We start from the raw sequence: 18,691 nt of genomic DNA, 5'->3' as shown, positions 1-18,691 counted from the left end.
CTTTGGAATTATTAGCGAATTATTGTTATGAGGCGGTTTTTGGGGAAAAACTTTTCGATTTACTGAAATTATCGAGTTCAGAGGCGGTAAGGTCGCGCCATTGACCCAATTGTAAGTCATCTAATTGTAGATGAGCGATGCTGACCCTGACCAGTCGCAAAGTTGGAAACCCTACAGCCGCAGTCATGCGCCGTACTTGGCGGTTTTTTCCCTCTGTTAAAGTCATTTCCAGCCAAGCTGTCGGTACATTTTTGCGAAATCTAATTGGTGGAGTGCGTTCGGGTAACTGTGGTTCTTCTGGTAAGAGCCTAACTTCTGCTGGTTGAGTGCGATAATCTTGAATTTCCACACCTGTTTCCAACCTTTTGATAGCATCTGCATCTGGAATTCGCTCTACCTGTACCCAGTAAGTACGTTTATGACCAAAACGCGGATGGGCAAGGCGATGTTGCAATTGTCCATCATTCGTTAACAGCAGCAATCCTTCACTATCCCAATCTAAGCGTCCCACAGGATACACATCAGACACATCAATATAATCTTTTAGGGTGCTATGTGTGGGCGCATCTTTTGTAAACTGGCTGAGAACGCCGTATGGTTTGTAAAAAATAATATATCGATAATGATTAGGCATGGGACATTTGACTTCTGAATTCTCTTTTAACAATAGAAGCAGAATTTATAAATCTTACTTTAAACTTATAAATTATCAAATGAAAAATCAATCGCGGTTAAAACCACAACCTAAACAACGCATACAAACAGAGAAAGCTGCTAAAACTGAAACAATCTCAATTAGTAATTGAAATGACAAGGGAGCTAGAGCCAAACCCCAAATCAAAAGAATTGTCCCGCTAATCATAGCAGTAATGCGATTAATTTCATCTTTAGTATTGAAAACCAAGAAGAATGTTCCTAAACCAATTAATAATAAGATTAAGCTACTCATAAACATATTCCTCACTTATAGTTTTTCTTTGTGAAGCTGGATTATACAGCAGAATCCAGGAGTAAAATACTCTTCGTATCAGGCTTTGAGACGAATCGTTGTGTACTTTACCTTCCTTGAAACCTGTTGTATTTAACCCCTGTAGTCCTACCGTTACTTGGGCGGACTAGAGGGCAGTCTTGTTATGTGCATCTAACTAGTTCCCAGCCTGGAGCTGGGAACCCATTCTGAGAGGCACCGCCTCCAGCAGCTTGACAAGAGGCAGAGCCTCTTTTAAGTACATTCCCAGCCTGGAGGCTAGGAACAAGACGAAATTATCCAAAGATTTGGGCATCCTAATAAGAACAATATAGTGAAGAGTTGATTATGCCAAGTTCTAAAATCTGCCGACGGTCTTTCTTGTTTTTAGGAGGTGCTGTCTTGGCACAAGGATTAACATTGGCAGTCCCCGCAGCGGCACAAACTGTACAAGTAAAGAGAGGTAAGGTAAATGGTTTCTCTTTTTATCAAACTATTATTGACCTCACTGACCCCAAAACCTTCATTACTATTGGTTTAGCGAATAATGCAACTTTGGCTAATACTAATCAAAAAACTAGTGGTGATGAAGAATTTAATAACCTAGTGGCTCGTCATCGCGCTGCTGTTGTTGCTAATGGTACTTTTTTTGCCAAGAATAGCCAGAAAACAGTGATGGGTAACATGGTAGCGGCAGGAAGATTTATCAAATACAGCCAGTGGGAAAATTTTGGCACTACTTTGGGGTTGCGAGCTGGTAATAAACCGGAAATGGTGACAGCACGGGTTGACGGTAAACCGGAATGGAATCAACATTGGTTGTCTATTACCTGCGGGCCTCGACTGTTGAGACAAGGACAAATTTGGCTGAGGCCGGATGTTGAAGGATTTAAAGATCCTGGTGTTTTAGGTACTGGCGTACGAACTGCGATCGGGTTTCCTGCTGATGGTAAAAAGCTATTTTTGATCAATTTCGATAGTGGATTAACTTTACAGCAAGAAGCGCAAGCAATGAAAGCAATCGGCTGTCATGAAGCAATGAATTTAGATGGTGGTGCATCGAAAGCTTTTGCTGCTAACGGTAAAATTTTAGTCCCCGCCGGACGCCCACTAACTAATGTGATTGTTGTTTATGATGCTAAGAATCCTGCTCCTGCTGCTTTACAACAATCATGGAGCAAGTTTCAGAAAGGCGATCGCCCTATCATACCTAGTCGTTAAAAGCTTTTAATTGAGAAGTGCTGGAGTGCGTAGGCGTAGCCCGTCGTAGACATCGCTTATTTAACTGCCATTGCCAAAGTACCGATTAAAAATATTCAAAAATGCCGCAGCTACGCTCGTTGTAGACATCGCTTTTCTAAACGTCAAGGTATTATGTACTCGAACAACGTGCAGCATACATAAAGTCTGAGGTTTTGCATGAAAGTAGCAGTTTTCAGTACAAAAGCCTACGATCGGAAGTTTTTGTTAGCTGCAAATTCTCCCATCCAACACGAGTTAGTATTTTTTGAACCCCGTTTAAATCGGGATACGGCTATCCTTGCTGCCGAATTTCCCGCAGTTTGTGTATTTGTCCACGATCAGGTTGATGCCCCAACTTTAGAACTTCTCGCCTCACGGGGAACTCGTCTGATTGTCCTTCGCTGTGCGGGGTTTAACAATGTAGACTTACAAGCCGCAGCAGACTTAGGAATTACCGTTGTGCGTGTTCCCGCCTATTCACCTTATGGGGTAGCAGAACACGCCGTAGGGTTGATTTTAAGCCTAAATCGCAAAATTCATCATGCCTATAACCGTGTCCGAGAAGGCAATTTTTCTTTAAATGGACTGTTGGGATTTAATTTACATGAGCGTACAGTCGGGATTGTCGGCACTGGCAAAATCGGTCTGATTTTAGGACAGATTATGAAGGGGTTTGGCTGTCACATACTCGCCTATGACGTTTATCGCAATCCCGAATTGGAGGCGCTAGGTGGAAAGTATGTAGAACTACCTGAGCTATTTGCCAATTCCGATATTATCTCCCTGCATTGCCCTCTAACTCCTGAAACCCATCACTTAATTAACACTGAGGCTATAGAACAGATTAAGCCAGGTGTGATGCTAATTAATACTAGTCGAGGAGCGCTGATTGATACCCAAGCTGTAATTGAGGGATTGAAATCTGGTAAAATTGGCTATCTTGCTGTAGATGTCTACGAACAAGAATCAGAATTGTTCTTTGAGGATTTGTCTGGGGAAATTATTCAAGATGATATTTTCCAGCGTCTGACAACGTTCCCCAATGTACTGATTACCGGACATCAAGCCTTTTTTACAGCAGAAGCTCTCTACAACATTGCCGAAACAACTTTTGCTAATATTACCGATGTTGAACAAGGTCGTGCTTGTGCAAATGAAATTCGCGCCTAAATCCTAAAATCCAAAATTGTATTACCTCATAAATTGTTAACACCCTTGCTCCTAGATATAACCAAGGTGCTACACTACATCCATGCTAGGGGTGCCTACATAACGAGGCTGAGATCACACCCTTAACACCTGAGTCTGGGTAATACCAGCGGAGGGAAGCTGTTTATTGAGGAATGTACAATATGCGGACTGAATGGGTTGCTAAACGACGTGGGCAGGTTAATGTATCTCAAATGCACTACGCCCGCCAAGGTGTTATCACCGAAGAAATGCACTACGTCGCCCAACGGGAAAATCTCCCGGCCGATCTCATTCGTGAGGAAGTAGCACGGGGACGAATGATTATCCCCGCGAATATTAATCACACTAATCTAGAGCCGATGGCTATTGGCATCGCCTCTAAATGTAAGGTAAATGCTAATATCGGTGCTTCCCCCAACTCTTCTAATCTTCAAGAAGAAGTGGATAAGCTGAATCTGGCGGTGAAGTACGGCGCTGATACCGTGATGGATTTGTCCACAGGCGGCGGTAACTTGGATGAAATTCGTACCGCAATCATCAAGGCTTCACCTGTTCCCATTGGTACAGTACCGGTTTACCAAGCTTTAGAAAGTGTTCACGGCACAATTGAAAATCTGACTGCTGATGATTTTCTTCATATCATCGAAAAGCACGCCCAGCAAGGAGTAGACTATCAAACTATCCACGCAGGGATTTTGCTTGAGCATTTGCCTTTGGTGAGAAACCGGCTCACTGGTATTGTCTCTCGCGGCGGCGGGATTTTGGCGCGGTGGATGCTACATCACCACAAACAAAACCCGCTTTATACCCACTTTCAAGATATTATTCAGATTTTCAAAAAGTACGATGTCTCCTTCAGTTTAGGAGATTCCCTGCGTCCTGGTTGCACCCATGATGCCTCCGATGAAGCACAATTAGCTGAATTGAAAACCCTCGGACAGCTAACTCGCAAAGCCTGGGAAGATGATGTACAGGTGATGGTGGAAGGGCCTGGACACGTCCCAATGGATCAAATTGAGTTCAACGTCCGTAAGCAGATGGAAGAGTGTTCCGAAGCACCTTTCTATGTGTTGGGGCCATTGGTGACAGACATTGCTCCCGGTTACGATCACATCACTTCAGCCATTGGAGCCGCGATGGCTGGATGGTACGGTACTGCAATGCTGTGCTATGTAACACCCAAAGAACATTTGGGTCTACCAAACGCCGAAGATGTGCGGAATGGGTTGATTGCCTATAAAATAGCGGCTCATGCGGCTGATATTGCTAGACATCGCCCTGGTGCAAGAGATAGAGATGATGAACTTTCTAAGGCGCGTTACAACTTCGATTGGAACCGTCAGTTTGAATTATCACTCGATCCAGAAAGAGCTAAGGAATATCACGATGAAACTTTGCCAGCAGATATCTATAAAACTGCTGAGTTTTGTTCGATGTGTGGGCCTAAGTTCTGCCCGATGCAAACTAAGGTTGATGCTGATGCGCTGACAGAATTAGAGAAGTTCTTAGCGAAAGAGGCTGTAACACAAAGCTAACAGATTAGACCTTTTGCAAAAGTCGAAAAACCGCTGTAACTGGTATCAAATATAAGTTAAAACTCTTTTAAAACCTCGTTCCCAGCCGGAAACTGGGAATGAGACAAAATAGTTTTGCTTCTCGCAAAATATAAGGTTAGGTTTTGCGATCGCTCTACCCAGCCTACAATTATCCTTAAAGCTATTTTCACGTAAATAGACCATCCTGTAGGGGCACAGAAAAAGCTGTTCATGTAGGTTATGAGCGGATTTACCACAGCTAACAGCATCATATAAAGCTTCTATGAACTTGATTGTTGCTTGAGTAGAGATGTTATCAGCTTATATATAAAATTAACTTATGTCTGTTTGAGTAGAATTAGATATCACCAAATTATTTCTAGATATCTCCGAAAACAGTCAAAGCCTTTGTGTAGCTAGGCTGTAGCCTGTAAATGCAATCATTTTAAATTAGCTAGTCTGTACGATAAAATAAGACTTTGAGATATTTACTGTTGATAATTAGGCAAAAATATCTAGTTATATGCGGTAATTTTAACCTGATGATATAGCCGATATTTCTAATGGTAATATTAGCGCTCGAATTCTTGGGAGCATCCCGTTTTGGCGGATTGCCCTGCGCTAAGGCGCACGCTACGCGAAGAGAAGTGAAGTCTGGAGCTATACAAACTAAACCCGCCTGCGCGGGTTTCAAAGAGTCCGCGTAGGCGGACTACCCTTCGGGAACGCCAAGGGCGAACGTTTGTGTAGCCGCGATTTCCAATCGCCCGGTGTTTCTTCCAAAAGTGGATGCTCCCAACTGAACCGTATTGGACTATTGACCTCAGAATATTTTATGTTCTTCTAGATGAGCAAGAATATCTAAGCGATCGCGCCACACAGTACGCAATTTTTTGTTGGCAAACATCTGTAACTGCTCGCTAATGTGGGGCGATCCGGGTTGAGTTGCGTTACCGTAGCTGGTAAGTGCCATTGCCCGTATAGGGTTGGAAAATTCAATTGCAGCCACATAGGAATCACCTGCAACGGCTTGGAACTGACCGTTTGCTGCGGGAGCAAAATCGAGCGCACGAAAAATTCCCAGGTTGCCATCTCCACCATTGGCAGATAAATCTACATCACCCAACCGTAGCCGAAAAACTTTGCCCCACGGTACATCAAGCGCCCCATAAGTCTTTTCTATCTCTGCTGCAACTGCTTGCAGAGTTGCAACTGCACTTTCAGGATTAGCTAAACCATCGGGTGTGGTGCGTGGATAATTTTCATTCCAGGGTTTATTAAACGTCTTATCTAAGTCTATCTGTTTTACCCAAAAGGCAAATAATACAGCCCCGCGACTATCTGCATTGGCTTGCCGATCCCACGCTTCTAGAACATTAGCTGCTTTTTGTCCTAAGTCCTGACCATATTTGCGTGCAGCTGTAATTAAATCATCCAAAATCCGATCTGCCAGTTCCATACGGGTAGAATGCTTGTCTGCAACCATTTCATCAAAAGAGATTTTGTCATCCTTAGCCAACATCCTTACAGAACGTTGAGAGCGGAAATCCATAAAACGAGGAGCCATGTAAGGTGGGTAATTATCTGCTTTAATGGCGGCTGGAAATGTAGTTGTCCAAGGTGGGTCATTTGTATTTTGCAACCAGCCACTCTTAGGGTCAACTATACGCGGTAAATCTTTGTAAGGATGAATTTTTGTCCACAAGGTTTTAGATGTATTTCCTGGGATTATGCCTTGCCAATATTTAAAATCACCAAAGGAGCGTACTGGAACTTGACCATTGAATAGGTGCATAATATGCCCTTCTCGATCCGCATACATCACCGTAAACATTGGCAATTGCAAGCGCTGGAGTATTTTTTCAAACTGGGCAAGGTTTTTTGCTCGTGCCATATCCCACCACTCTTGGAGTACACTTGGTCGGTCAAGGCCTGCAACTCTCAATGCCACGGTTTTACCATTTTTCTCGACGAACACAGGCCCGTGGACAGAACTTTTCACTACTAATGGTTGCTCTTGCAAGGAGCCATCTTTCTGCTTCACCTTTAAGGAAAGAGTTTTAGAAAGGAAGTTACGAATTTTGTCATCAAAGCGATAACCATTTCCTGCCAGTGTAAGTTCATAAACATCCCAACCATCATAGGTGTTAACGGTGTGAGTCCAACCTAAGTTGTTGTTAAAGGCGATCGCTAATACAGGAATACCTACAAGTGTTGCCCCATAAGCGTCAATCCCTGGTGCGGTGATTTGGGCTTCATACCACAAAAATAAATCTGACCAAGGTAGATGTGGGTTTGCCAACAACATGGCATTCCCATTGGCAGAATGACTTGGTGCGATCGCCCAACCATTAGATCCTGCTTGCAACTTTTCTTTGCTCAGGTCTAATACTGACTCTGGATTAACCACAAAGGTGAAATTGAGTACCCGATGTAAGTGAGCCATGACATCTTCTGCCTTGACTGGTAGCACCGCCTCAACTCGATCGTCAATTAACTTCGGATTTTGTTTTGCATAAGCATTGATCCCAGCAGCAAAAGCATCAAGATAACTACGAAAAGTTGGATTCTGTGCTTTGTACCAAGAATGAGCGCGTTCTGGTACTCCCGCAGTCTGTACCCAACGATCTGACTCCAGATATTCCTCTCCCCAATATTCGGCCGCGCGTCCCCGTGCTTGACCATAGAGACGCAAAAGTAAATCTCCATGACTTTGCATTTGTGCCCAACCAAAGGCATAAAATGCACTCTGGTTATCTTTGCCGTAGATGTGCGGCACACCATAGGTATCCCATAATATCTCTGTGGATTTTGTTGGTACAGCCATAGTGCGGCTTCCAACAAACAAAACCAGTATCAAGCTGAGTATTAAAGGTAAAACGCGTATTGATTTTCGTTTGTAAACCTTAAGTAAACCATCAATCCTCATGAACACCACCATTTACAGATGTAACACTTGGTGACTGAAACTGCTTATTGGGCACTTGTAATGAGTTTCGACACAACGACTGCGCCCTTTGGCTACGCTCAGGACAAGCTCAGTGCATCGCTGCGCGGTAATCGAGCGACTTGCACTGAGTTTCGACTACGCTCAACTACCGCAGCGTCGAAGTGAGTCGAGATTCAACTACCGCGAACGCGAGTGCGTCTCGTAGAGAAGTCGTTGGCGTAGCCTCTCCAAGAGTTGTATTGGGCATTGGGCATTGCTTATTTTTCTGTGCTTCCCAGTCCCCCTCTTGGCACGCAAGTGATTTTGACAAAGCAGATTTAAGTCGATCTAACAATACCACTTTATTGAGAAACTATATCAAAACTATAACGGTATGCTTTATTCCGTTTAAAAAATGGGGAAAAGGCTACACGATCGTGTAATCTATATATTTATCAAGAAAGATTATCAACTCTAATAATTAAAAAGCTGTTAAATATTGAGAGTGCCCAGTGAAAAAACAACTAATCAGCAGAGCGTAGTATTTTCCAGTGACGGCAGAATCAAATGATAAAAGTAACTACACTCTCACCTAGAGAATTGAAAAAGCCACAAATTTCAGCCTTATTTGGTCTGGTTTTAGGGCTATGTATGCTAGTAATTTGCTTGCTGTTCAGTGTGACGCTAGGTGGAGCAGAAATACCTCTAGGTAAGATTTTGACATCTTTTATAGCCTTTGATGGTTCCTACGATCACTTAGTTATTCAGACTGTGAGATTACCGCGATCGCTAATTGCTATCCTTGTAGGTTCAGCCCTTGCTGTATCAGGAGCATTGATGCAGGGTTTGACGCGAAACCCCTTAGCAGATCCAGGTATTTTGGGTATTGAATCGGGAGCCGCGCTCTTTGTAGTTGTCGCAACTTTTATTTTTGGCAGCTCATCCATAGGTGTTTACGCTCTTGTAGCATTTCTGGGTGCGGGAGTAACAGCGGTGTTAGTTTACATCCTTGGTTCGCTGGGACGGGGAGGAGCCACCCCATTAAATTTGACGGTAGCAGGAGCAGCCTTAACTGCTTTGATTTCTTCCCTCAGCACCGGTATCCTTATTGTCAGTCAACAAACACTCGAACAAGTCAGATTTTGGTTAGCTGGTTCATTATCTGGTCGGGATTTTAATTTATTCTTACAACTACTGCCTTTCATCGGCATCGGATTAGTAGTAGCTTTTGCCCTCGGCAGACAAATTACTACTATGAGTTTAGGTGAAGATGTCGCCAGAGGCTTGGGTCAACAGACAGCTTCGATCAAAATAATTACTGCTATCAGCGTAGTTTTACTGGCAGGAAGTTCTGTCGCTCTTGCAGGGCCAATCGGCTTCATTGGTTTAGTAGTTCCCCATATAGTGAGATTTTACATTAAAGCCGATTATCGTTGGATATTACCTTATTGTGCAATTTTGGGGGCAATTTTACTCTTGGTCGCAGATATTGCCGCCCGTATATTGCTCAAACCACAGGAGTTACCTGTAGGTGTAATGACAGCAATAGTTGGCGCTCCTTTTTTTGTCTACCTGGCTAAGTCAAAGGTGAAGAAATGAAGGTTGATTGGCTAGTCATTCGTTCCCAAGCGATATCTTTCCGCATCGAGCGACGTGTACCAGTCATACTGTTATGTTTGGCAGTAGCGATCGCAGTGGCAATGGTGATGAATGTAGGGCGGGGTGAATATCCAATCTCGCCTTTAGATATCGTGAAAACTATATTGGGTTTAGATACAGGAAACCCAGACCATCAATTTGTGATTCAAAATCTGCGTTTACCCCGCACCCTTGTCGCTTTTATGGTGGGAATGGCGCTGGCAATTTCTGGCACTATCTTCCAAGGATTGACACGCAATCCATTGGCTGACCCAGGAATTATCGGCATCAACGCTGGCGCAAGTCTGGCGGCAGTTATAGTAATTGTACTATTTCCATCAGCATCGGTTTATACTTTGCCTCTATCAGCTTTTGCTGGTGCTTTGCTGATGGCGATTTTAATTTACTCGCTGGCTTGGAATAACGGTAGTTCCCCGATTCTATTAATTTTGATGGGTATTGGCTTATCTGCGATCGCAACTGCCATAACCAGCTTGATGATTACCTTTGGCCAGATTTCTGACGTTAGCAATGCTTTAGTTTGGTTAGCTGGGAGCGTCTATGGCCGGACTTGGGAGCAAGTCTTTTCCTTATTACCTTGGTTAATTGTTTTTGTCCCAATGGCTTTGATGCTAGCAAGGCAGTTGAACGCTTTAAATTTAGGAGATGATGTCGCCAAAAGTTTAGGTAGTCAAGTTGAATGGCAACGTGGTTTACTCGTGCTAGTGGGTGTAGCCTTAGCAGGTGCAGGAGTCGCGACCGCCGGAAATATTAGTTTTATTGGTTTAATCGCGCCCCATTTAGGACGACAGTTGGTAGGTGCAACCCATGAAAGTTTGATACCTACTTCTGCACTCTTAGGGGGAGTAATTGTTGTGATGGCAGACTTGCTAGGAAGAACACTCTTTGCACCTATCGAACTTCCTTGTGGGGTGGTAACTGCTGCGATTGGCGCTCCTTATTTTCTTTATTTATTAATTCGTAACCGCAAAAAATAAGAGACTGGGGATTGGAAGAGATGTGGTTTGACTTCTCTACGAGACGCTACGCGAACGCTCACCAACCGAGAGATGAGGGAGATGGGGAGATGGGGGACGCAAATGAAAACAAGTGACAAGTGACAAATGACAAATCTAAAATGGTTTCACTTATGAAAGGACTATCAACCAAAAGTCTGTCTTTAGCTTACGATGGCGCGCTGATTATCCGTGACCTAAATTTGGTAATTCCCACCGGACAAATTAGTGTTTTAGTTGGTGCTAATGGTTGTGGTAAATCGACGTTGTTAAGAGGTTTGGCAAGATTGCTTAAACCCCGTGGCGGTACAGTTTACCTTGATGGAACGTCTATTTTTAATCTTTCTAGTAAAGAACTAGCACAGCAATTAGGTATTTTGCCTCAAGGACCAGTAGCACCAGAAGGATTAACAGTACAAGATTTAGTAGCACAAGGACGTTACCCTTATCAAAACTGGTTGCAGCAGTGGTCTGCAAAAGATGAAAAAATCGTCCAACAGGCACTAGAAATTACAGATTTGTTGAAATTGGCAGATAGAGCATTAGATACTTTATCTGGTGGACAACGACAAAGAGCTTGGATTGCAATGGCGTTAGCGCAAGATACAGATATTTTGCTTTTAGATGAACCGACTACTTTTTTAGATTTAGCGCACCAAATAGAGATTTTGGATTTGTTGTATGAGTTGAACCAAAATCAAGGACGAACAATTGTAATGGTGCTGCATGATTTAAATCACGCGTGTCGTTATGCTGATTATTTAGTTGCAGTCAAAGAAGGTCGAATTTTTGCTGCTGGAGAACCAAAGCTAGTAATGACTCAAGAAATGGTTCAAGAGGTTTTTGGGTTGGAGTGCCATATTATTTCCGACCCAGTGATGGAGACACCGATGTGTGTACCGATAGGACGCAAGGGAAAATTAACAAATAACAAACAAGTCGCCTTAAATTCCTGATGCTCTTTCCACTCAAATATCACTCTTATCAATCATCTAACTAAGTTGATGCAAAAAAATCCAATTATTTTACGAAACGTAAATATACCTACTAATGACAAAGGACAAATGACAGCCTTAGCCAGTTGACTTTAATTGCACCAACCTACTTAACTACAAGCAATAAACAGTCGTGACAATCATATCCAAATCCCCTAAAGTATCTAAAAATCGGCGAAATTCAGCTCATCCTTTACAACGCTTACTCAACTATGGCAGCCAATATCGTCAACAAATTTGGCAGGCGACATTATTTTCTATCATCAATACGATTTTAGATTTAGCACCACCGTGGTTAATTGGTATTGCAGTAGATATTCTCGTAGAACGACAAAATTCTGTATTTGCCAGGTTAGGTGTAAAAGATGTATTTTGGCAATTTTTACTGCTTTCATTGATAACTATCATTATTTGGATATTAGAATCTGCTTCTGAGTACGCATATAGTACTCTTTGGCGTAATTTAGCCCAAAATATCCAGCATAATTTACGTTTAGATGCTTACAATCATGTACAAGAATTAGATTCAGCTTACTTTGAAGAAAGTAGCACTGGCGGTTTGATGTCAATTTTGAATGATGATATCAACCAATTAGAAGATTTCTTGAATTATGTAGCTAATGAAATTCTTCAAATAACCACTTCAGTTATTATTTTAACTTGTGGTGCTTTTTGGATTTTACCTTCATCGATCACCTTCGCAACATTGTTGCCAATGCCATTTATTCTTTGGGGTTCCTTTATTTATCAAAAGCGTTTGGAAGAGCGTTATGCTGAAGTCCGGGAAAGGGTAGGCTTTCTCAATTCACGATTGGCGAATAATCTCAGCGGGATTACTACAATTAAAAGTTTCACTGCTGAAGCTTATGAAAGCGCTAGATTTGCCGGAGAAAGTGAAGCATATAGAAAAAGTAACAGTAAAGCAATTAAACTTTCTGCTGCATTTAATCCTTTAATTAGAATGTTAATTTTAGTAGGGTTCACAGCCTTATTATTTTGGGGAGGTTTAGCAACATATAATGGTCAAATCTCTATTGGTAGCTATAGTGTTTTACTTGTTTTAGTACAGAGATTGTTGTGGCCATTAGTAACATTAGGAGAAATATTTGACAAATATCAAAGGTCAATGGCTTCTACAAATCGAGTATTGAATTTACTAGACACTCCCATTAAGATTACTGCGGGAGATAAGTTTTTACCTGTTGATAGAGTCCGTGGTGAAATTGACTTCAAACAAGTTACTTTTGCTTATCAAGATAGAGAGCCAGTAATTAAAAGACTATCTTTACATATACCGGCAGGAAAAACTATCGCGATTGTTGGTTCAACAGGTTCTGGTAAAAGCACTTTAGTGAAATTATTGTTGCGATTGTATGATATTTCTTCGGGAGCGATCGCTATTGATGGGATTAATATCCAAAAATTAAATCTAGGTGATTTGCGTCGTAGTATTGGTTTGGTCAGCCAAGATGTTTTCTTATTTCATGGTACTATTGCTGAAAACATCGCCTACGGTACTTTTAATGCTACCGACGAACAAATCATTGCAGCTGCGAAAATTGCTGAAGCTGATGATTTTATTATGCGCCTACCCCAAGCTTATGAGACAATCGTTGGAGAACGGGGTCAAAAGTTATCTGGTGGACAACGCCAAAGACTTGCGATCGCTAGGGCTGTTTTAAAGAATCCGCCCATTTTAATTTTAGATGAAGCCACCTCAGCAGTAGATAATGAAACTGAAGCTGCTATTCAGCGTTCTTTAGAACGGATTACTGTTAATCGAACGACCATAGCCATAGCTCATCGTCTTTCCACTATCCGGAATGCTGATTGTATTTATGTCATGGAATATGGAGAATTAGTTGAGTCGGGAACACATGAACAATTGTTGGAGAAAAGTGGAATTTATGCTGCTTTATGGAATGTGCAATCAGGGATGAAATAAAAAATAGGGTGTTCCTAAATTGGAGTATAAATCATCATTTAATAAATAATGATAACAACAATTATGGTGTGCAGGTTTGAACAGTTAAGCAGAAGGTAGGTAGAGTCTATGCTAGGAATAACACTCAAGGAAACGAGAGTTTACTGAGAAATCAAGGAAGAAAGACGAGAATAAGGAACTGTGAATCTTGTGATTCGACAGTTGACTAAGCGCTTTGGAGAACTTTCTGAGGAAATCCACTCTTTAATTTCTGGTTTACCTTTGTCTATGTTGGAAGATTTGAGCGAAGCACTGTTAGATTTTAACAGCTTGGCTGATTTACAATCTTGGTTGGTAGCGAGATAAATTAGATAAATAGCGATCGCTATCTTCTGGAAATTGTATAGTAAGTGCGTTAGCGATCGCACAGCATTCCATAGTAACCCTATACCTGATGCTCCGATAATTTGGAGTCAAATTAAACATATTTTACCAAAACTACGATTTTACAGGCGGAATTTGCGCGAAAATCGCAGGCTGTAAAAGTTCGGGAAGCTGTTCCCAAACTAAAACCCCTTTACGGCTCTTAATATACAGTTGCATAAATTCTAGTAACGCAGTTGGGCTTTCTTCTGGGGGAAGATTAACGAAAAGATAGCTGGGTTTGTCCTGGCTTGATACAGATACAACGCAGGCGTGCCTGCAAGCCCAAAGGCATCCAACGGGCTGTATTTCAAGTTCATCAGGATGAAATTGTTGAACGCATAAAGTATTTAGTTGGTTAAGTAAAATAGTGCCATCGGAAAGCGAAGTTTCTAGCTCTTCTTCAGATGAGCGGTGGCAGGATTTGCAGACAAATATTGTGTATTTGGTCATTTGGATTAAGGAGTGTTGACAAGGTATTTAAAGAGATCATCAATTACTACATCAGTTCCAAGCATATTTGTAGCAGCCCATGACATGAAATCAACATAATAAACATGATTTTCTCGAACAGCTTTCAGGCTTTTCCAAAGTGGCTCTTGTCGCTTCTCTGCAAGAAATTCTTTGCCACCACTTGAATAAGTCGTTACAAATAAAATATCGCCATCTGCTTTTTCTAATTCTTCTAGGGAAACATCTATTGCTCCATAGGGTGAATCGATGTTTTGTGAAGCTGGACGCGGCAAAAGAGCATCGTTAAGAATTGAGCCAGCAAATGAGTTTTTTGCGTCAATTGAGATTCGACCACTCCCAATATATATGAATGATATTTTTTTGTCTTGATAGCGAGTTCCTAATGCTAACTTTAACTGTTCAATTCGCTGATAGTAGCGATCCACAAGTGCTTTTTCAGCCTCTTGCTTTCCTAAAGCCTCAGCCACAAAACTAAAATGATCTTCCCAATTAGGAAAATCGATTTTACCCAATACGGTAGGGGCAATTTTAGATAGCAGAGGATAAATGGGCTTGTACCAATCTACACCTACAATCAAATCTGGTTTAAGTTGTAATATTGCTTCTAAATTTGGTTGAGAAATTCCGACTAGTTTTATTCCCTTTGTTGCACCTTTAACAGATGTCAGAGAATTTTCGTCATAGTAAACTTCGTTGGTAGTTCCAACGGGTTTAACACCAAGTGCAAGCACATTGCCCAAAGTACATGAAGATAAGGTGACAACACGCTGGGGGTGAATGGGAACACAGGTTTCCCCCATTGTGTGTTTAACCATGCGACATTCTGCGGTTGGTTGTTTAGGTAAAGAGGATATATTTTGGGATGCGTCATGATTGCAAGCTGTTACTAGAGTAAATCCTAAGATGCCCAATATTAGCCAAGAGAAAAAATGTCGCATGATTATCTCAATTATTAAAACTGGAAAGAAACTGTTCCTTGAACTGTAAAAGGTTGTCCATAATAAACACGATTACCTAGCGAACTTTCAAAATAGTCTATGTCAAATAGATTTTTGAAGTTGAGTGCGGCTCTGAATCGATCTCGTTTATAGAAAATAGAGGCATCAGTTCGAAGATAGCTAGGCACAGTATAAGTGTTGTCAAAATTAGCGCGATCGCCTACAAAAAACAAGCCTATTCCTGCCCCTAAACCTTGTAAATTACCTTTTTGAATTTCATAGCTTGTCCATAAGTTGAAAGAGTGATTGGCGCTATTTGCCAATCGGTTTCCAACTATCAAATCATTATCTTTAGTAATGCGGGCATCGATATAAGCATAGCCTGCAAAAATATTCCATCCTGGTAAAATTTCGCCCGCCAGACTCAGTTCAACCCCCTGGCTATTCTGCTCACCTACTTGGATAGAAAAGCCTTGTCTGTTGGGATCTTCTATCGTGACATTAGTACGAGTCAAATCAAACAATGCCAGGGTTGCTGAAAGTCGATCATTCAAATCTGCTTTTACCCCAATCTCATACTGATTACCGCGTTCTGGCTCGAAGGAAGAGTCAACGCCAAAAAAGTATGATCCGCCTGGTGGAGTAAATGAACTTGTGTAACTGGTATAGAGAGAGATCGCAGGGATGGGTTGATAGACAATGCCAAAGCGAGGACTGAATGCACTATCTGTCCCACTGCTTTCTGTATTATTGAATAAATCTTCATATTTTCGATCGATCGCGTCAAACCGCCCACCCAACAAAATCTTCAAGTTATTCATCAGTGCAACTTGGTCTTGTAGGTAAATTCCTAATGAGTTTGTCTGCTGTCGAAAACCCTCAGAAAAAATAATATTCGATCCTCGCGGTTGACGATATACAGGATTAAAGATATTAATTGATGCCGCCTCGAAAGTAGGAGTGACTGGGTAGTAGTTGTCAAAACGATTTAAATCAAATCCAAATAATAGCTGATGCTGAATTGAACCTGTAGCAAACTTCCCAATCAGATTTGTTGACATCGCATAATTGCTATTTTCGGAAGAGCTTTCTGAAGCCGATCGCAGCCAAGTGCGATTATCTTCGTCTAAACCTCTAGAATCCGTGCGTCGTTGATCGAGATCGCGAAATACAAATCTAAACGCATTGTTTAACGACCAGTTTGCGTCAAACTTATGTTCTAGTCGGTATCCCAGCCTGATAATTGTCTGTTCATTACTATCAGAAGGTTCAAAAAGGTTGAGATTACGGGAAACTTTCCCGTTTGGGTTAGGTAACAAACTACCAATTACAGGTACGCCAGATGCGTATCTATCTCTTGTCCTGATATATTCTGCTTCCAAGGTCAGATTTGTTCTCTCGCCAATCGCCACACTGATCGCAGGCGATATATTTAAGCTCTCACCATCAAAAAAATCAACAGAACTACCTGAATTTCTGTAGGCTAAATTGAGACGATATAAAGCTGTCTTCGAGTCATTTAGCGGCCCCGAAAAATCAATTGCACTTCGATAATAACTATAGCTGCCAATAGTTGCCTCAACAGCATAAAAAGGGTCGGGTAAAGGACGTTTAGATACGAGGTTGATGCTTCCTCCGGGATTACCCAAACCAAATAGAACTGATGCAGGACCTTTGAGAACTTCGACTCGCTCAACACTAGAAAGTTCACTCACTTGTCCAGCCAATGTGTCAATGAGTCCATCTCTTAGAAGATTCGTCTCTGTCACATCAAATCCGCGAATGTTATAGAAAGTAAATGGCCCAAAGTTAAAACTCTGATTCACACCAGCAACGTTTCTGAGTGCATCGTCTAAGCGAGTTACCTGTTGGTCGCGTAATACTTCTTGTGGTATTACTTCAATTGATTGAGGAATGTCACGCAAAGGTGTATCGGTTTTTGTGCCAGTCGTAGTATCTGTTGCGCGATACCCATCTTGCTCCCCTGTCACCACTAACTCAATTGGCTCATCCGGCTGCGCTGCTGCTGGTTCTTCTTGGGGTGTCTCACTTGCTGGTTGTTGTGCTTGTGGTGTTTGGGGCTGCTGTGATGGCTGCGTTGCTGTTGTCGCAGAATTGATCCCAAAAACCAGCCCGACATTATCATCAAATAACTCAACTGTCGGGGACTTTGCATCGCCTACTATCGTCACTCGAACAGTATTCGCATCAATATTTGTAACTGTTATCTCAGTAATTCCCGTAAGCGGTTTTTCGGAACGAAATGTGAAAGCCTCTCCACTGGGTAAACGCAGTTGGGCGTTGGGAATATCAGCAATAAAGTTATTATCCTGACTGCGATTGGTAATTTGCAGTTGTTCCCCAAGAGATGTCTCTAAAATTACCTCTATACCTTTGTCTGTGGGATTTGCCTTGACTCCCGTGATTGGTATGACTTGTCGATCCCCACTTCTTGGTTCTGGGTTAGGGGAATTGGTTGGTGTTGGTGACTGTACCAGCATTTGAGCGCTAGTCGCGGGAAGTTCGATTTCGTTGAGTTGACGAATATTTTTACTTGTTTTATCCGACTTTGCTCTTTGCAGTGAACTGGCAATTTGAGACTTAAAGAGTCGGGATTTCCTGGTGCTGGGAGCTAATACCGAAGATTTGCGGCTCGCAATTTCTTTGTCTATAACTGCAAGCTTCTGATCTAATGCAGATTTTCCTACCCTCTGGGTAGAAGATTTGCTTTGAATATCCTCTCGTACTTCCTCACCTTTAGCAGGAGTGTTGATCGCAACAACAACCGCACCTGTTAGCAGCAGGCTTTGAAAAAATTTATCTAACTTCATTGATCCGCTTACACTCAATCACACTACTTGGTCGTACCGAAGACACAATGACAATCTTTGAAAAGAATTGTCATTTAGGTTTAAGCTAGTTGAATCATATTATGAAGTGATGCAAGACACAAGATAATTAATAATCTTTTTTATTTAATCTAGATACCAAACAGCAATTGTTATTATAGCCATGTGTTTGCTTGACACAATATCATCGGTTGTACTAGTGGCTAAAAATACTTAATCTTTGAGTATTCGCCAAAGCCAAAATAGCCTTGTTAATTACGGAGTTAACCCTAAATATGGCGAAGTTGTAGGTGATGTAACCATATCCAGAACTTAGAAATTTATTTTGAGATGAGATTTAAAAAATATATTGTTCATCATAAAATATAAAGGAAATTACATAAGTAAAGCTAATAACTTATTTCTTTTTGATAAAGACTATCTATAAAAGCTCTATTGCTAAAGCAAGTAATTCTCGTTAATCTAATCAAGGATAAATAAAAATTACTTGCAATAGTAGAAATATTTATCCAAGAAAATTGGATGAATTCTTTAAGAGAATGTTTGATTGATGCTCTTGTAACAAAGTAA

The 18,691-nt window shown here is 41.5% G+C and carries 16 protein-coding genes and 1 riboswitch; of the genes, 9 read left to right on the top strand and 7 right to left on the bottom strand.

The genetic code is table 11. The annotated features are described in order from the left end of the window. Nucleotides 1-25: 25 nt before the first annotated feature. Together V7K53_RS19130 and V7K53_RS19125 are read right to left on the bottom strand one after the other, a co-directional pair. Nucleotides 26-634, bottom strand: a complete 609-nt coding sequence (locus V7K53_RS19130; RefSeq protein ID WP_335199042.1) for an rRNA large subunit pseudouridine synthase E — start codon at nucleotides 632-634, stop codon at nucleotides 26-28. A gap of 87 nt (nucleotides 635-721) precedes the next feature. Next, the gene (locus V7K53_RS19125; RefSeq protein WP_335199041.1) at nucleotides 722-949 is read right to left on the bottom strand and encodes a hypothetical protein; all 228 of its coding nucleotides are present in this window, start codon (nucleotides 947-949) and stop codon (nucleotides 722-724) included. A 366-nt stretch (nucleotides 950-1,315) separates the two neighbouring features. Between V7K53_RS19125 and V7K53_RS19120 the strand changes: the two genes are divergently transcribed. From V7K53_RS19120 to thiC, 3 genes are all read left to right on the top strand, one after another. Continuing rightward, complete coding sequence (locus V7K53_RS19120) at nucleotides 1,316-2,188, top strand: phosphodiester glycosidase family protein (protein WP_335199040.1); 873 nt, start codon at nucleotides 1,316-1,318, stop codon at nucleotides 2,186-2,188. 198 nt (nucleotides 2,189-2,386) lie between these two features. Continuing rightward, nucleotides 2,387-3,379, top strand: a complete 993-nt coding sequence (locus tag V7K53_RS19115; RefSeq protein WP_335187600.1) for a 2-hydroxyacid dehydrogenase — start codon at nucleotides 2,387-2,389, stop codon at nucleotides 3,377-3,379. A gap of 77 nt (nucleotides 3,380-3,456) precedes the next feature. Next, a riboswitch (TPP riboswitch) is annotated at nucleotides 3,457-3,553 on the top strand. Nucleotides 3,554-3,561: 8 nt separating this feature from the next. Continuing rightward, nucleotides 3,562-4,935 carry a phosphomethylpyrimidine synthase gene (gene thiC, locus V7K53_RS19110; RefSeq protein ID WP_335199039.1) on the top strand — a complete coding sequence of 458 codons (1,374 nt, stop codon included), beginning with the start codon at nucleotides 3,562-3,564 and terminating at the stop codon, nucleotides 4,933-4,935. 56 nt (nucleotides 4,936-4,991) lie between these two features. Here the strand turns inward: thiC and V7K53_RS19105 are convergent, their stop codons facing one another. Both V7K53_RS19105 and V7K53_RS19100 read right to left on the bottom strand, forming a co-directional pair. Then, nucleotides 4,992-5,207, bottom strand: coding sequence for a hypothetical protein (locus V7K53_RS19105; protein WP_335199038.1), 216 nt, complete (start codon nucleotides 5,205-5,207; stop codon nucleotides 4,992-4,994). A 551-nt stretch (nucleotides 5,208-5,758) separates the two neighbouring features. After that, complete coding sequence (locus V7K53_RS19100; RefSeq protein WP_335199167.1) at nucleotides 5,759-7,864, bottom strand: acylase; 2,106 nt, start codon at nucleotides 7,862-7,864, stop codon at nucleotides 5,759-5,761. 60 nt (nucleotides 7,865-7,924) lie between these two features. Here V7K53_RS19100 and V7K53_RS19095 point away from each other — a divergent pair, with 60 nt between their 5' ends. The 6 genes from V7K53_RS19095 (at nucleotide 7,925) to V7K53_RS19070 (ending at nucleotide 13,803) form a co-directional block, all read left to right on the top strand. Continuing rightward, the gene (locus V7K53_RS19095) at nucleotides 7,925-8,050 is read left to right on the top strand and encodes a hypothetical protein (protein ID WP_335199037.1); all 126 of its coding nucleotides are present in this window, start codon (nucleotides 7,925-7,927) and stop codon (nucleotides 8,048-8,050) included. 381 nt (nucleotides 8,051-8,431) lie between these two features. After that, the gene (locus tag V7K53_RS19090; protein ID WP_335199036.1) at nucleotides 8,432-9,463 is read left to right on the top strand and encodes a FecCD family ABC transporter permease; all 1,032 of its coding nucleotides are present in this window, start codon (nucleotides 8,432-8,434) and stop codon (nucleotides 9,461-9,463) included. Further along, nucleotides 9,460-10,500 (top strand): FecCD family ABC transporter permease, encoded by a 1,041-nt coding sequence (locus tag V7K53_RS19085; protein WP_335199035.1) that lies wholly within the window; start codon nucleotides 9,460-9,462, stop codon nucleotides 10,498-10,500. The genes V7K53_RS19090 and V7K53_RS19085 overlap by 4 nt, the downstream gene beginning before the upstream one ends. A 152-nt stretch (nucleotides 10,501-10,652) precedes the next feature. Continuing rightward, nucleotides 10,653-11,474, top strand: a complete 822-nt coding sequence (locus V7K53_RS19080; RefSeq protein ID WP_335199166.1) for an ABC transporter ATP-binding protein — start codon at nucleotides 10,653-10,655, stop codon at nucleotides 11,472-11,474. Between the two features lie 172 nt (nucleotides 11,475-11,646). Further along, nucleotides 11,647-13,458 (top strand): ABC transporter ATP-binding protein, encoded by a 1,812-nt coding sequence (locus V7K53_RS19075; protein ID WP_335199034.1) that lies wholly within the window; start codon nucleotides 11,647-11,649, stop codon nucleotides 13,456-13,458. Nucleotides 13,459-13,638: 180 nt separating this feature from the next. Beyond that, nucleotides 13,639-13,803 carry a DUF4351 domain-containing protein gene (locus V7K53_RS19070; RefSeq protein WP_335199033.1) on the top strand — a complete coding sequence of 55 codons (165 nt, stop codon included), beginning with the start codon at nucleotides 13,639-13,641 and terminating at the stop codon, nucleotides 13,801-13,803. Nucleotides 13,804-13,935: 132 nt separating this feature from the next. Here the strand turns inward: V7K53_RS19070 and V7K53_RS19065 are convergent, their stop codons facing one another. From V7K53_RS19065 to V7K53_RS19055, 3 genes are read right to left on the bottom strand one after another with little or no spacing between them, the layout of a single operon-like run. Beyond that, on the bottom strand, nucleotides 13,936-14,313 hold the full coding sequence (locus tag V7K53_RS19065) for a DUF1636 family protein (protein WP_335199032.1): 378 nt from the start codon (nucleotides 14,311-14,313) through the stop codon (nucleotides 13,936-13,938). A 5-nt stretch (nucleotides 14,314-14,318) separates the two neighbouring features. Further along, on the bottom strand, nucleotides 14,319-15,272 hold the full coding sequence (locus tag V7K53_RS19060; protein ID WP_335199031.1) for an iron-siderophore ABC transporter substrate-binding protein: 954 nt from the start codon (nucleotides 15,270-15,272) through the stop codon (nucleotides 14,319-14,321). A 14-nt stretch (nucleotides 15,273-15,286) separates the two neighbouring features. Next, nucleotides 15,287-18,103 (bottom strand): TonB-dependent siderophore receptor, encoded by a 2,817-nt coding sequence (locus V7K53_RS19055; RefSeq protein ID WP_335199030.1) that lies wholly within the window; start codon nucleotides 18,101-18,103, stop codon nucleotides 15,287-15,289. Nucleotides 18,104-18,691 lie beyond the last annotated feature (588 nt).

Origin of the sequence: Nostoc sp., assembly GCF_036917355.1 — a bacterium.
Lineage (GTDB): Bacteria > Cyanobacteriota > Cyanobacteriia > Cyanobacteriales > Nostocaceae > Nostoc.
Note: the sequence above shows the minus strand (reverse complement) of the source record. Positions and strands in the feature narration are given on the sequence as shown.